Origin of the sequence: Marinobacter antarcticus (genome assembly GCF_011049865.1) — a bacterium.
In the GTDB taxonomy this organism is placed as follows: Bacteria; Pseudomonadota; Gammaproteobacteria; order Pseudomonadales; family Oleiphilaceae; genus Marinobacter; species Marinobacter antarcticus_A.
Genome location: NZ_DRGY01000018.1, coordinates 30,789 through 44,655, shown reverse-complemented (window position 1 = coordinate 44,655; position 13,867 = coordinate 30,789). Strand labels below are relative to the sequence as shown.

General features: G+C 55.9%; 15 protein-coding genes. 12 read left to right on the top strand and 3 right to left on the bottom strand.

Features of this window, described 5'->3' with window-relative positions; genetic code table 11:
• Positions 1-733 (bottom strand): IclR family transcriptional regulator domain-containing protein (locus tag ENI00_RS02095; RefSeq protein WP_304098141.1); only part of this gene is annotated, 733 nt, incomplete at its 3' end.
• Positions 734-927: 194 nt separating this feature from the next.
• On the opposite strand from ENI00_RS02095, the gene ENI00_RS02090 reads away from it, so the two are divergent.
• The 5 genes from ENI00_RS02090 (at position 928) to ENI00_RS02070 (ending at position 5,639) form a co-directional block, all read left to right on the top strand.
• Positions 928-1,743, top strand: coding sequence for a CoA transferase subunit A (locus ENI00_RS02090; RefSeq protein ID WP_304098138.1), 816 nt, complete (start codon positions 928-930; stop codon positions 1,741-1,743).
• Positions 1,743-2,549 carry a CoA-transferase subunit beta gene (locus tag ENI00_RS02085; RefSeq protein ID WP_304098136.1) on the top strand — a complete coding sequence of 269 codons (807 nt, stop codon included), beginning with the start codon at positions 1,743-1,745 and terminating at the stop codon, positions 2,547-2,549. Before ENI00_RS02090 ends, ENI00_RS02085 begins: the two co-directional genes overlap by 1 nt.
• On the top strand, positions 2,530-3,744 hold the full coding sequence (gene pcaF, locus ENI00_RS02080; RefSeq protein ID WP_414674193.1) for a 3-oxoadipyl-CoA thiolase: 1,215 nt from the start codon (positions 2,530-2,532) through the stop codon (positions 3,742-3,744). Before ENI00_RS02085 ends, pcaF begins: the two co-directional genes overlap by 20 nt.
• 24 nt (positions 3,745-3,768) lie before the next feature.
• On the top strand, positions 3,769-4,557 hold the full coding sequence (locus tag ENI00_RS02075) for an alpha/beta fold hydrolase (protein WP_304098132.1): 789 nt from the start codon (positions 3,769-3,771) through the stop codon (positions 4,555-4,557).
• Between the two features lie 158 nt (positions 4,558-4,715).
• Positions 4,716-5,639, top strand: a complete 924-nt coding sequence (locus ENI00_RS02070; protein ID WP_304098130.1) for a methyl-accepting chemotaxis protein — start codon at positions 4,716-4,718, stop codon at positions 5,637-5,639.
• Between the two features lie 33 nt (positions 5,640-5,672).
• On the opposite strand, the gene ENI00_RS02065 is transcribed toward ENI00_RS02070, so the two are convergent.
• The gene (locus tag ENI00_RS02065) at positions 5,673-6,731 is read right to left on the bottom strand and encodes an SDR family oxidoreductase (RefSeq protein WP_304098128.1); all 1,059 of its coding nucleotides are present in this window, start codon (positions 6,729-6,731) and stop codon (positions 5,673-5,675) included.
• Between the two features lie 176 nt (positions 6,732-6,907).
• Between ENI00_RS02065 and ENI00_RS02060 the strand changes: the two genes are divergently transcribed.
• The 7 genes from ENI00_RS02060 to ENI00_RS02030 all read left to right on the top strand — a co-directional run bounded on the left by ENI00_RS02060 (position 6,908) and on the right by ENI00_RS02030 (position 12,871).
• Positions 6,908-7,222 (top strand): LysR substrate-binding domain-containing protein, encoded by a 315-nt coding sequence (locus ENI00_RS02060; RefSeq protein WP_304098125.1) that lies wholly within the window; start codon positions 6,908-6,910, stop codon positions 7,220-7,222.
• Between the two features lie 110 nt (positions 7,223-7,332).
• Positions 7,333-8,508, top strand: coding sequence for an ABC transporter substrate-binding protein (locus ENI00_RS02055; protein WP_304098122.1), 1,176 nt, complete (start codon positions 7,333-7,335; stop codon positions 8,506-8,508).
• Positions 8,509-8,608: 100 nt separating this feature from the next.
• Complete coding sequence (locus tag ENI00_RS02050) at positions 8,609-9,472, top strand: branched-chain amino acid ABC transporter permease (protein ID WP_304098119.1); 864 nt, start codon at positions 8,609-8,611, stop codon at positions 9,470-9,472.
• A 12-nt stretch (positions 9,473-9,484) separates the two neighbouring features.
• On the top strand, positions 9,485-10,441 hold the full coding sequence (locus ENI00_RS02045; protein ID WP_304098116.1) for a branched-chain amino acid ABC transporter permease: 957 nt from the start codon (positions 9,485-9,487) through the stop codon (positions 10,439-10,441).
• A 2-nt stretch (positions 10,442-10,443) separates the two neighbouring features.
• Complete coding sequence (locus tag ENI00_RS02040) at positions 10,444-11,211, top strand: ABC transporter ATP-binding protein (protein ID WP_304098113.1); 768 nt, start codon at positions 10,444-10,446, stop codon at positions 11,209-11,211.
• Entirely contained in the window at positions 11,208-11,921 is a 714-nt protein-coding gene (locus ENI00_RS02035) for an ABC transporter ATP-binding protein (protein WP_304098110.1), read from the top strand. The genes ENI00_RS02040 and ENI00_RS02035 overlap by 4 nt, the downstream gene beginning before the upstream one ends.
• 116 nt (positions 11,922-12,037) lie before the next feature.
• Positions 12,038-12,871, top strand: coding sequence for an IclR family transcriptional regulator (locus ENI00_RS02030; RefSeq protein WP_304098106.1), 834 nt, complete (start codon positions 12,038-12,040; stop codon positions 12,869-12,871).
• Here ENI00_RS02030 and ENI00_RS02025 read toward each other — a convergent pair.
• Positions 12,817-13,770 carry an AraC family transcriptional regulator gene (locus ENI00_RS02025; protein ID WP_304098103.1) on the bottom strand — a complete coding sequence of 318 codons (954 nt, stop codon included), beginning with the start codon at positions 13,768-13,770 and terminating at the stop codon, positions 12,817-12,819. The genes ENI00_RS02030 and ENI00_RS02025 overlap by 55 nt on opposite strands.
• Between the last annotated feature and the right edge of the window lie 97 nt (positions 13,771-13,867).

The following is a 13,867-nucleotide window of genomic DNA, read 5'->3' as shown; positions in this document are numbered from 1 at the left end:
GCAAGTAAACTCCCACCAGCGTCTCCATGTTTACCCGCGCGGCGTTGGTGCTGATGTTGATTGCGCCCAACAACTCACCGTCGCCCGCGAAAACCGGCACGGCGACAGAGCGAAGCCCGGAATCCAGTTCCTGATCGACAATGCAGTAGCCCTGCTCTCGAACCGCTGAGATTTCGCTTTTCAGGACATCGGAATGGACCACAGAAGCGCTCGTGAATGCTTCGAGCTTTACGCGGGCAAGAAAGGCCTCAAGCTCAGCGTCAGGCAATTGGGCTAACAATACTCGCCCCATTGACGTATAGGCCGCCGGCAGCCGAGTCCCCACCGACAGCGAAATAGCCATTAACCGATGGCGCGCAGATGAACGCACCACGTATACCACGTCATCGCCGTCCAACACCGCCAGCGATGACGATTCCCCCAGCTCGGCGGTGACATCTTCCAGATGTTGCTGGATAACTGCACGATACTGATTTGAAGCCTGATAGGCGTACCCTAACTGAAGCACCCGGGGGGTTAGCTCAAACTGCCTGCCGCTTCGGCGCACAAACCCTAACGCATGCAGAGTGAGCAGAAAGCGCCGAGCCTTCGCCCGATCCATATCCGTCCGTGCGGCTACCTCGCTCAGGGTCATGCGGGGATGCTCGGCGTCGAACGCCTGCAACACCTCCAACCCGGACGCCAGCGCGCCAATATAGTCCCGATCTCCGGGTTTGAGAACCTGGCCGCTCATTCCTTTCCCTCAATTGCCCACAAACCTGTGTTGGCGGATGGTAGCAGTTAGTTCGCCCTCCGAACATCCGTGCCTCAAACAAACTGATCAAATTTTGCGCTTGACGAAGGCAAAACCTTCGAGTCATTATGTTCGCATATTAAACTTATGTTCGCATATCGAACTTTTACAATCACTGCAATGGAGACTCTGTGATGGCTGAATTTCTCTCCCTCAAGGAGGCCGTGAGCCGCCACATTAATGATGGCGACACCGTCTGTATGGAAGGCTTCACTCACCTGATTCCCTTCGCCGCTGGCCATGAAATTATCCGTCAGGAAAAACGAGATCTGACGCTGATACGCATGACTCCGGACCTGGTTTACGATCAGATGATCGGTGCTGGCTGTGCCAAAAAGCTGATCTTCTCGTGGGGCGGTAATCCCGGCGTGGGGTCACTGCATCGCCTGCGGGATGCCGTTGAGAACGGCTGGCCGAACAAGCTGGAAATCCTCGAACACAGCCACGCCGCCATGGCCAGCGCTTATGAAGCCGGTGCCGCCGGCCTGCCACTCGCCGTGTTGCGCGGCTACGTGGGTAGCGACCTGCCAAAAGTAAATGACCAGATAAAATTCATCGAATGCCCGTTCACCGGTGAGCGCCTGGCTGCCGTGCCTTCCATTCGCCCCGATGTCGCCGTAATTCACGCCCAACGGGCCGATCGCAATGGCAATGTTCTGGTAGAGGGCATCATCGGCATCCAGAAAGAAGTGGTGCTGGCGGCCAAGCGCAGCATCGTTACCGTTGAAGAAATCGTTGATGACCTGGGCGCCTCGGTGAATGCCTGCGTACTGCCGTCCTGGGCGATTACGGCCATCGCCGAAGCTCCGAAAGGCGCCAGCCCTTCCTACGCGCTGGGCTACTACGACCGCGACAACGCTTTCTACAAAGAATGGGATGGCATCGCCCGTGACCGCGAAACCTTCCAGGCCTGGCTGAAAAACAACGTATTTGAAAAAGGAGCTGCGTGATGAGCCTTGAATATACCTCCTCGGAAATGATGAGCGTCACTGCCGCGCGCGCGCTGACCAACGGCATGACCTGCTTTGTAGGTATCGGTTTGCCCAGCGAGGCCGCCAACCTGGCACGCCTGACCCATGCACCGGACGTGACCCTGATTTACGAGTCCGGTACCTTGCAGACCAAGCCAGACGTTCTACCTTTGTCCATCGGTGACGGCGAGCTGTGCGAGTCTGCCCTGACCACCGTTTCTGTGCCGGAGATGTTCCGTTATTGGCTGCAAGGTGGGCACGTTAGCGTGGGCTTCCTGGGTACCGCTCAGATTGACCGGTACGCCAACCTGAACACCACCCTGATTGGTGACTACCGCGAACCCAAAGTCCGCTTGCCGGGCGGTGGTGGCGCGCCGGAGATTGCCACCAGTGCGAAGGAAGTATTCATTACCGTTAAGCATTCCAAACGCACCTTCGTGAAAGATGTAGATTTTGTGACCACCGTCGGCTTCGGCCGGGACGGCAAGGCCCGCGACAACGTACCGAACATTGGCAATGGCCCAACCGTGGTGATCACCGACCTGTGCATTCTGAAACCGGATCCAGAGACCAAAGAACTGGTGGTCCGCTCCCTGCACCCAAACGTGACCCGGGAAGACGTAATTGCGGCCACCGGCTGGGACATTCGTTTTGCGGAAGATCTGGCAACAACGCCGGAACCCGGCGCCCGGGAACTGGAGGTACTGCGTGACCTGAAAGCTCGTACCCATTCACACCATTCAGGGCCCACCATGCCAGCCAACAATGAGGCTCACCGTGACTGACGTCTATTTATGCCATCCCCGCCGGTCGGCCATTGGCCGCTTCGGCGGCGCTCTGTCCAGCGTTCGCCCTGACGACCTGGCCACCCATATCTTCAAGGCCGTACTGGAACAGGCTCCGGAATTGGATCCTGCTGCTATCGAGGAAGTCATGATGGGCTGTGCCAATCAGGCCGGCGAAGACAATCGGAACGTGGCCCGCATGTCGGCGTTGCTTGCCGGCTTGCCCACCTCGGTGCCCGGCACCACACTTAACCGTTTGTGCGGCTCGGGTATGGATGCAGTGGGCACGGCGTTTCGCGCCATTCGCGCAGGCGAGATGGACCTGGTGCTGGCCGGAGGTGTGGAATCCATGTCCCGCGCGCCCTACGTCATGGGCAAAGCCGACAGCGCGTTTTCCCGCAAACAGACCGTTGAAGACACCACCATTGGCTGGCGTTTCGTCAATCCGTTGATGAAAAAGCAGTATGGCGTCGAGGCTATGCCCGAAACGGCCGAGAACGTCGCCGAACAGTTCAAGGTATCGCGGGAAGATCAGGATCAGTTTGCGGTGTGCTCACAGCAAAAGGCCGCCCGGGCACAACAAGCCGGCGTTTTGGCCGATGAGATCGTGGCAATTTCGATTCCCCGTCGCAAGCAAGAACCGCTGATATTCGATACGGACGAACACCCCCGCAGCACCACCCTGGAGAAACTGGCCGCCCTACCCGCGCCGTTTCGTGACGGCGGCAGCGTCACCGCGGGCAATGCTTCCGGGGTAAACGACGGCGCCGCCGCCATGCTGGTCGCCAGTGAACAAGCGGTTAAAGCCCATGGCCTCAAACCCATGGCCCGCATTCTGGGCATGGCCACGGCCGGAGTGGAACCGCGCGTGATGGGCATTGGCCCGGTGCCCGCCGTTCGCAAACTGCTGAAAAAGCAAGGGCTCAGAATCGATGACATAGATGTGATCGAACTGAACGAAGCCTTCGCCGCCCAAGGGCTCGCGGTGCTGCGTGAACTGGGCGTCGCCGATGACGATCCACGGGTGAATCCGAACGGTGGTGCCATTGCCCTCGGACACCCTCTGGGCATGTCCGGCGCCCGGTTGTTAATGACAGCGGCCCACCAGCTCCAACGCACCAACGGCCGTTACGCCATATGCACTATGTGTGTAGGCGTCGGCCAGGGTATTGCTACACTCATCGAACGTGTCTGAAACAGACTGAAGTAGGGAGAGCTCATGGCATTTCTTAAACACAACGGCCGCACCCTTTGTTATCGCTTGCTGGGTGACAGCGCGAAACCACTATTGCTCATGGCACACCCTCTGGGTATGACCCAGGGCGTATGGGACGATATGTTGCCAACGTTGCTGGGTAATTTCCGGGTACTGACCTGGGACTTGCCGGGGCACGGTGCCAGTAGCGCCTGGCCGGAAGAGTCTGGCCAAATCACGCCAGAAGAGCTGGCGCAGGAAGCCCTCGCGCTCGCCGCCGTTGCGGCCGTTGAGAACTTCCACTTTATCGGCACTTCTATTGGCGGCGTGATTGGCCAACAGCTCCTCAGCCAGCATTCGGACCGGTTGCTATCCACCACCCTCACCAACACCGGCGCCGTCATTGGCACGCCTGAGGCCTGGAACAGCCGCTCAGCGAGCGTCATGGAACTCGGTCTTGATGCCATGGCAGCGGACATCGTGCCACGCTGGTTTGGCCCGGCCGCCTGTGATCAGCAGCCCGCGCTGGTAGAGGGCTGGCGCGTCGTTCTGGGGCGCGTTGATAATCGCAGCTATGCGTTGCTGTGCGAGATGCTGGGCGAATGCGACTTCCGGGAAAAGCTCCAAAACCGTCGTACACCCTTGGTGCTGGTGGGCGGGGCCGACGATGTCGCGACACCGCCACAAACACTGCAAGCCCTGGCCCGGTTCAGCGGCGCCGAGGCACCGCTGATCCTGGATCGGGTTGCTCACGTGCCCTCCGTGGAATGCCCGGCAAAACTTAACCAGATCCTGCTTGATAACCTGGCCTGACCGCCAGCCCTGAAGCCAGACCTTGTTGTTCGGGGTCTGGCTTTCTACCTCACTTTTCAAAATACGGACAAAGCTCTGCACTGCGCGGATAGGCTCGCTGCACGAAAAGCCTTAGCGTTTCTCCGCGATGCGAACTCTTGCCCAGTGGAAACAGAACCATGACCAATACCATCACCCTCGAACAGGAAATTTCTCACCCCAGCCCTTCCAAGATGCTGGTATACGGCGCACTGGTTCCGGCGATTGCCAGCTCAGCCTTCCTGCTATTGATGGCTGACACGTCGGCCCAGACCGGTCTCGCCGCCCTGACTCTCGGCCTGGCCGCCACCGCGCTGATACTCTGCGCCAAATTGAAGCCAGTGACGATTACAATCCGGGAACAAGCGCCCGCGCCGGAATCGATACCCGAGCCGGTGCAGGAGCCAGAGATACAAGCTCCGCCCCCGACTCAGAAATCACCAGACCCCATGCTGACCAGTCACCTGGATGATTTGCGCAGCAACGTGGATGTCATACTTGCGGAAATGGACGAGGCCGGCAAACTTGCTAAAGCGTCCGGAGCCAAGGTAGCCCAAAGCGCCAACTGCATTTCTGAATCCGAGGCGTCTATCCGGGAACTGGTCGATTTCATGAGCCGCATTGATGACGTCTTCACCCAACTGGGCAAGCAGTCCAAGGAAATTGGCAGCATCGTGGGCAATATTCAGGACATTGCCAAACAGACCAACCTGTTGGCTTTGAATGCCTCCATTGAGGCCGCCCGCGCAGGGGAACACGGTCGTGGTTTTGCTGTAGTCGCCGATGAAGTGCGCAATCTGGCGGTGCGTGCCAACGAATCCAGCGAGAGTATTCGCGCCATCGCTAACAGTCTCAATACAACCTCGATCGAGGCCGGTAACGGCATGGACAGAATCCGGGAGTCGTGCAACCAGTGCCTGGGCCAGTCAGGCGAAGCGTTGCAGGCAATGAAAGATATTCAGGCCGGAGCGGTGGCACGCATGGAAGTGGTACGGGGCGTTACCGAACGACTTCATGTCCAGCGCGACCTCGCCAATAAGGTGTACCAGGACATCCTTGACTGACCCGGACCCGTTTATCGACCTTAACTTTCCGCTTCAGGGGATAATCTTTTCAGCGCGCAGGCGATCAAACAGATCGAAAAATGCGCCACGTGTCTCCCGAAAATGGTCGAAACCAAAGTCGCGGGACTTGGTCGTGTCGTTGACACACTCTTGATCGCGGCCCAGATCGCCGTCAGTGTGCCACCAGGACGCAAGCTTGCCGACGTCCGGTTCTACCAGACTATGCTTTCCGGCAATCTCGCGCCAGACAGGCTCCGCGCCAATCATCTGATCATCCAGCGGCTGTGGCGTCTCGGGGCAGTCCGCTACCTCAAGGCCGAAGTATTCGCCGATTTCGCGCCACATGCGGCGCCAGCGGAAAACGTCACCGTTAACCGTATTGAAGGCCTGATTGGCTGCACCCGGCGTGGTCGCTGCCCACTCCATTTGCCTTGCCAGCACAAGCGCATCGGTCATGTCGGTCAGGGCATTCCACTGGAACTGCGAGCCCGGGAACACGAACGGCTGACCGGTCGCCTTACAGATCGACGCGTAGACAGCGATTGTTGTGCCCATGTTCATGACGTTGCCGAGCGCATAACCGATCACGGTGTGAGGGCGGTGAACATTCCAAGCAAATCCGTGACGACTGGAAGCTTCCAGCAACACATCTTCGAGCGCGTAATAGAAATTTTCACCCGGTACGCGCGGCTCGGACTCACGGAACGGGGTTTCGATGCGCCCGCTACCGTAGGCTTCGAACGATCCCAGGTACTGCTTGGTGCCGGTCACCAGCGAAGCATGTTCCAGGTTATCGCTATCGAGGGCGCTGAACAGGTTACGCATCATCGCGCTGTTGGCTTCAACGTTTGCCTTCTCATTGTCACGACGAGCCCAGCTACAGTAGAAGACGTGAGTGATCGGCAGGTCTGCCAGCGCCTGCCCGGTCGCCGGTTTGTCCAACAGATCGGTGGCGACCGGAATCACCCCGCTCTGCTCGGTGGGGCGCCGTGAAAGACCGTAGACAGTCCATCCGCTGGCAACCAGATAAGACGCCAGATTGCCGCCGGTAATGCCGGTTGCGCCAACTACAAGTGCTGTACCTTTACGCATGTTTGATGCCCTTTTAAACATTAGGGGAAGAGCGTGGGTCGAATATGGAAAGAACTCGGGAAGCTCCGACCACACACCAAATCAAGACGGCCAGTCTGGTAGAATTCAACCATTGCTACAATCGGAATTATCGCAAATCTTTATTGCACCAAACGCAACAAAAGGACTGTAACGGAATGGACCTTAACGCCTTGCGCGCGTTCGAACGCGTTGCCGTCGACGGCAGCCTCGTAAGCAACGATGCCGAAAGCTTGGTCAGGGCAGCATTGCTCGAGCAGGGGCTGGTCTTGTTCCCCACCTGGCTGATTGCCGGGGAGTTGGCTGCGGGCACTTTGGTGGCCCTGCTGGAAGAATGGCGAAGCGAAGTTATGCCCGGTCGCCGTGAGATCTATGTGCTAACCCCGGAGCGTCGGCTCAGAGCCCTCAAAGTACGTGCCTTCATGGATTATCTTTTTGAAACCGTGTCGCCAGTTCCTCTTTGGAGCCGATGACAAAACGAACGTCTGCACCCACCGGACACCCCTGTGCAGAAAACGGATATTTATGCAGCGACTTCACGCCTCTAATAGCAGAACTTAAAACAACAATCTGAGGTGTTGAAATGAGCAGGATCACAATCCTTGCCAGTACTGTACTGGCAACCACACTGACCGCCGGACTCTCTTCTGCCGCCCTGGCGGCTACGGGCGATCCGATAAAAATCGGACTCATGCTGCCTTTTAGTGGCATTTACGCGCAACTTGGCGAAGCGGGTCGGGACGGCCTTAAGCTAGCTTTGAAGGAACACGCATCACAGCTGCACGGATCTCCGGTGGAATTCATTGAGCTGGACACCGAAGCCAAACCGTCCCGTGCGCCGGAACTGGCGTCCTCGATGCTCAATCAACACAAAGCGGACTTTGTCATTGGCCCGGTTCATTCTGGCGTTGCCATGGGCATGATCAAGATGCTGCGGGGCAAGGACACCATCATGATCATCCCGAACGCAGGTTCCGCCGCTGCAACCGGGCCACTGTGCTCACCTAACGTATTTCGCACGTCATTTTCGTCTTGGCAGCCGTCTTATCCGATGGGCAAAGTGGCGCTCGAGAAAGGCTATAAAAAGGTTTATGCCATCAGCTGGAACTACGGCATGGGTCGCGAGAGCCTGGATGCATTCAAAGAATCGTTTGAGGCAGGTGGCGGTGAAATTGTCGAGGAAGTACTACTGCCCTTCCCTTCTACTAATTTTCAGTCCCACGTCAGTGCCATCGCTGACAAGAACCCGGATGCCGTATTCACCTTTTTCGCTGGCGGCGGCGCCGTCAAATTTGTGAAGGATTACGACGCCATGGGTCTGCGCGGCAAGATCCCGCTGCTGGGCTCCGGATTTCTTACCGAAGGCACACTGCAAGCTCAGGGTGAAGCCGCCGAGGGTGTGATTACTGGCCTGCACTACGCAGAAGAGCTTGATGTTCCCAAAAACCGGGAGTTCCGCAAGGCCTTCAATACCGAATACGGTCACTACCCGGACATCTACGCAGTTCAGGGGTATGACGCGGGACAAGCTATTGCCAGCACCCTGGACCAGCTCAACGGCGACATCTCGGACAAACAGGCCGCTATCGCCATCATGGAGAAACTGACCATCGACAGCCCGAGGGGGGAATTCACTTTCTCCAAGGCCCATAACCCGATTCAGAATATCTATCTGCGGGAAGTGAAGGATGGCGTAAACGTGGTGCAAAGCGTCGCTGCTGAAGCGCTGGAAGATCCCGCCCGCGGCTGCAAGCTCTGAGCACGGGTTCTCCGCTAGCCTCCGGCACTCGCCGGGGGCTTCCTCGAAGCTCCCCATCCGCACCTGAACTGAATTTCCCGTAAAACCGCTGGGTTCCGTTATGTCTACTGAGCTTTTCTTTGTGCAACTTATCAATGGCGTCCAGTACGGGTTGCTTTTGTTTCTGATCGCCTCCGGGTTAACCCTGGTGTTTGGCGTCATGGGCATTCTCAACCTGGCCCACGGCTCCATGTATATGGTGGGCGCGTATCTGGTGTGGTACTTCGTTGCACTGACCGGCAGCTTTACTGTGGCCGCCATTCTCTCGGCTGTGATCGCTCTGGGGCTGGGCATACTCATAGAGCGAATGCTGATACAGCGGCTCTATAACCGCAACCACCTTGACCAGGTGCTGCTAACCATCGGCATGATATTTGTTTTCAACTCCCTGCAAAGCATCCTCTGGGGCAACGATCCTTACGGCGTGGCCGTTCCAGAGGCGCTTAGCGGCTCGGTGCCGTTTACCGACAACTCCAGCTATCCGATCTACCGCATCTTCGCGGCTGTCATCTGCATTGCCATTGCGGCTGCGTTGTATTTTTTGGTCAGCAAAACGCGCCTGGGCATGCTGATTCGTGCCGGTGAATCCAATAGGGAAATGGTTGAAGCTCTGGGCGTTAACATCAAAAGCCTCTACACCATTGTGTTTGCCATCGGCGTCATGCTGGCGGCCATATCAGGCATTATCGCCGCGCCCATGAGTTCCATTGTTCCGGGTATGGGAGAAAGCGTACTGATTACCTGTTTCGTGGTGGTGGTCATCGGCGGTATGGGCTCCATCAAGGGCGCCTTCGTGGGTGCCCTGCTCGTCGGGATTATCAGCACCTTTGCGGCGGTCCTGATACCGACCATGTCCAACATGATTATCTACATCTTTATGATCCTGGTGCTGCTGGTGAAACCCCAGGGCCTGTTCGCAAAGTAAGCGGAGCCGAACATGATTTTTGAAAAGCGCACTGAACGCATTTTCCTGGCGATCTTTTTCCTGATCGCCCTCTGTATCCCCCTGTTCATGGAGGACAACTCGTTCTTCGTGGGGAAAATCACCACCATCCTGATCCTGGCCGTATTTGTAATGTCGCTGGATTTTCTGGTCGGGCGGGTTGGCCTGGTAACTCTGGGACATGCCCTCTTCTACGGACTGGGGGGCTACCTGTTCGTCATCCTTACCCCCGAGTATGAAGCGGTCAACTTCTGGATTTACGCGTTTTACGTCCTCGGGGTCAGCGCCCTGATTGCACTGATTATCGGCGCCGTGGTGCTTCGCACATCGGGCATCTACTTCATTATGATTACCCTGGCGATATCGCAAATGGGCTATTATTTCTTCTTCGACTCGTTGGAATTCGGCGGCGGGGATGGCCTGTTTATTTTTATCAAGCCTGAGACCAGTATTTTTGGCCTCAACTTTCTGAATCTCGATAACCCGACGCATTTCTATTACCTGGCATTGCTGGGCGTGCTCATTACCCTGCTGACGATAAAGATCGTGCTGCGTTCGCGTTTTGGCCGGATCATCGAAGCCAGCCGCCTGAACCCGGAACGTACTGAGGCGCTGGGCTACAACATCTTCGCTTTCCGCCTGATCAGCTACGTCATCGGCAGCACCCTGGCGGCCTATGCCGGCTTGCTGTTTGCGTTGCAATACGGTTATGTGAATCCGCAATTCATGACTTGGGAGATGTCCGGCACCGCGCTGGTAATGTCCATTCTCGGCGGCATGGGGACGATTTACGGCGCCATTCTCGGCACGATCACCTACGAGGGGCTGCAGTATTTTTTCGAGCACGTGAGCGAGGACTGGAAGCTGTTCATGGGCGGCGCCATCATCCTGATGGTCTTGCTGCTGCGCAAAGGCCTGGCCGGTTATCTTGAAAAACTGCTGGAGAAATAATCATGGCCAACAACATCATTCTGGAAACCGAATCCCTCAGTAAACACTGGGGTGGCATCAAGGCACTTAACGATATTTCGCTGCAGTTCCATGATAAACAACTGCACGGGGTGGTCGGCCCTAACGGGGCTGGCAAAAGCACCTTGCTTAACATGCTATGCGGCACGCTGAAGCCCACCAGCGGCTGTATCCTGCACAAGGGCGCACAGATAGAGGGCATGAAGCCCTGGAAATTTGTGCGCAGTGGTATCGGGCGCAGCTTCCAGAAAACCAACATCTATGCCGAAGTCACCTGCCTGGAAAACTGCGCAGTGGCTGCCCAGCGCCGCTTTGCGGGCAGTTTTAACCTGTTTGCCTCACGCCATGCCAATAAACTGGTCAAGGAGGCCGCAGAAAAAGCACTGTGTCAGGTTGGCCTGGCAGACCGCATTAACACCATCGCGGCGGAAATATCCTACGGTGAACAGCGACAACTGGAACTGGCCATGGTGTTGGCAACTGATCCCTGTATCCTGCTGTTGGACGAGCCCATGGCTGGCATGGGCCATGAGGAGTCTCTGCGCATTATCGAGCTACTCAACGACCTCAAAAAAACCTACAGCATTGTGCTCGTAGAGCACGATATGGACGCCATTTTCGAACTTTCCGACCAACTGACCGTACTCGACAACGGAACGCACCTGATTACCGGCACGGTAGATGAGGTGCGCAATGATCCTCGGGTAAAAGAAGCCTACCTGGGTAAGGATGACGAGGAGGAAGCCGCATGAACTCCATTCTGCTGGAAGTGAAAAACCTCAATACCCTTTATGGTCGCAGCCACATTCTCCACGACTTGTCATTCCGGCTTGAAAAGGGCCATTCCATGAGCCTGATGGGCCGCAACGGCATGGGGAAAACAACCACTCTGAAGTCCATTCTGGGCATCGTGTTACCGCGCAGCGGCCACATTTATTTCGACGGCGAGGACATCAGCAAATTGCCAACCTGGAAGCGCATGCGCCGCGATATCGCATACGTTCCTGAAGGCCGGGGCATGTTCCACAACCTGACCGTGAAGGAACACCTGCAGATGGCCGCCCGCCCAAACAGTAGTGGCAAGTCCGAGTGGGATTTCGACCGGGTTATGGCAACCTTTCCCCGCCTTCAGGAAAGGTTGTCCAACCTGGGCACCGAACTTTCCGGAGGGGAGCAACAAATGCTCGCCATTGGCAGGGCCCTGGTTACCAATCCGAGGCTTATGATTCTCGATGAAGCGACAGAAGGGTTGGCACCGCTGATCAGAGAAGACATCTGGCGCGTTATTGCGACCATTCGAACGTCTGGCATTTCAACGTTGGTGGTGGACAAGAACATCAAAGCGCTGAAAAAGCTATGCGATCGACACGTAGTTGTCGTGAAGGGAAAAGTTCATTTTGATGGCAGCTCTGAAGATCTGGCTCAAAACCTCGAGAAAGTCGAAACCGCCCTCAGTGTTTAAACGTACACGAAGGGTTAGGGATCTTCGGTAACGGGATAGCGGGCACCGACCGTCATGCTGACGTCTGTTATGCTTTACCACCCGGTTCAACAAGCAACTTTATAACGGCAACCTCCATGGCAGAAGAAAGCCCAAAACGACAAGGAATCGGCTCCCTTGAGATCGGCCTTCGCATTCTTGATTACATTTCCAGCGCGGCAAAACCACCGACGTTAAAGGAACTGTCGGGCGCATTGGACCTGTCTCCCAGTCGCGCCCATAAGTATCTTGTGAGCCTTCTGCGTAAGAATTACATCAATCAGGTTAACCAGACCCAGTACACGCTCGGAAACTCCAGCCTGACTCTTGGCATTTCCGCACTGCGCCGTATCAACCCGATCCAGCTGTCCTACGAGGCTGTCGATCTGTTAAATGAGGAAACCGACAAGACCGTCTCCGTTACGGTCTGGAATGGCAGCGGACCGCTTGTCATAAAATGGCTCGACTCCAGCCAACCCGTTGCGGTCAACGTTCGTCTTGGCGCTGAGCTTTCCGCCCTGAATTCTGCGTCTGGTCGAATTTATTTGGCAAGCATGCCGCAAAAACGTCGCAGGGAACTGATCGATCACTATTACCGCCAGTCGCGGACGCTGCCAAAACATAATCGAAAAGACATTCCCAGAGAAAAGCTGGGGAGTTATCTGGAGTTGATCCGAGAACAAGGTTATTGCGCATTTTTCAGCGACTATCTGCCCGAAATCAACGTCTTGAGCATGCCCGTGTTCGACCTGAACGGGAGCATCGTGACCGTAATTTCGCTGCTTGGCCTTGAACGGGATACTGATATTATCGAGGGCTCGGAACTGTTTAACCAGATGCGTCAGTGCGTGGATAAGATTACGCGCCAAATATGCGGTCAGCCCGCCAGTCGCATGGTTTCAGAGGGCAGTTCACCAAACCGTTTGCGATAGTCTGACGAAAAACGGCCGAGGTGACTAAAGCCGTAATCCAATGCAACCTCAGTGACGTTCCGGCAATGGCCATGCAACAAATCATTTCTCAGGCGTTTGAGCTTAACAAGTTTCACGTAACTTTTAGGGGTGGTTGAGAACACCCTTGAAAAAGCATTGTAGATGGAGCGGATGCTCATGTTGGAAATTTGAGAGAGCGTTTCAAGCTCAATGTCTTCTTTCACATTTTCCTCAATGTAACGAATTATCCGCTCCATAGAGGGTGAAACCGGTTGAACACTATCGGAGGCATTCCAGTTGTTAGGAAATACCTTCAGCAGCTTTTTCAGAACAATTTCCCTATACGGCAACGTGACAGCGCCAAGATTCGAGTCGCCAGATTCTTCGAACTCTGAAAAAACGGCATCCAGAATGCTCATCAACGACGGGCAAAGCCGCATGTCTATGGGCAAGCGATCAAAACGCACTACCTGTTCACGCGCAGAACTCCCGGTGCTGGAAACAGATTTCATGATCGATGCAGGCACCTTGATAATGACTTTTTCGCATTCCTGAGTGTACTCAAGATCAATCACTTCATCGGGATTGACCATCATTGCCTGACCGCGGCGCACCCGTAAATTTTCCCCGCCATGCCGCCAGCGACATTCCCCCCGTGTCACCACCTGAAAATGATAGATGTCATCGAGTGCCGGGGACTTGACCCTGACATGGTTGCCATAACTGATTCTTGATAGCCCAAAGCCTGCGAACTCCCCAAAGCTCAGACTCGCAGCAAGGTTCTCGCCACCGAGCAGGTCCAGGCTGTGGCCTCCGATATGCTGGTTCACGAACGCCGATACCTCTTCAGGATGAGCGCCATGGAAAATCGTTGACGTGGCAAGCGACTGGGAAAACATTTTCCGCACCATTGTATTTATTATGAATCGATTCACTCTATATGAATCCATGGGTGCGATCAACAAATGAACCCAACGAATCTTCTACCTCGCAACC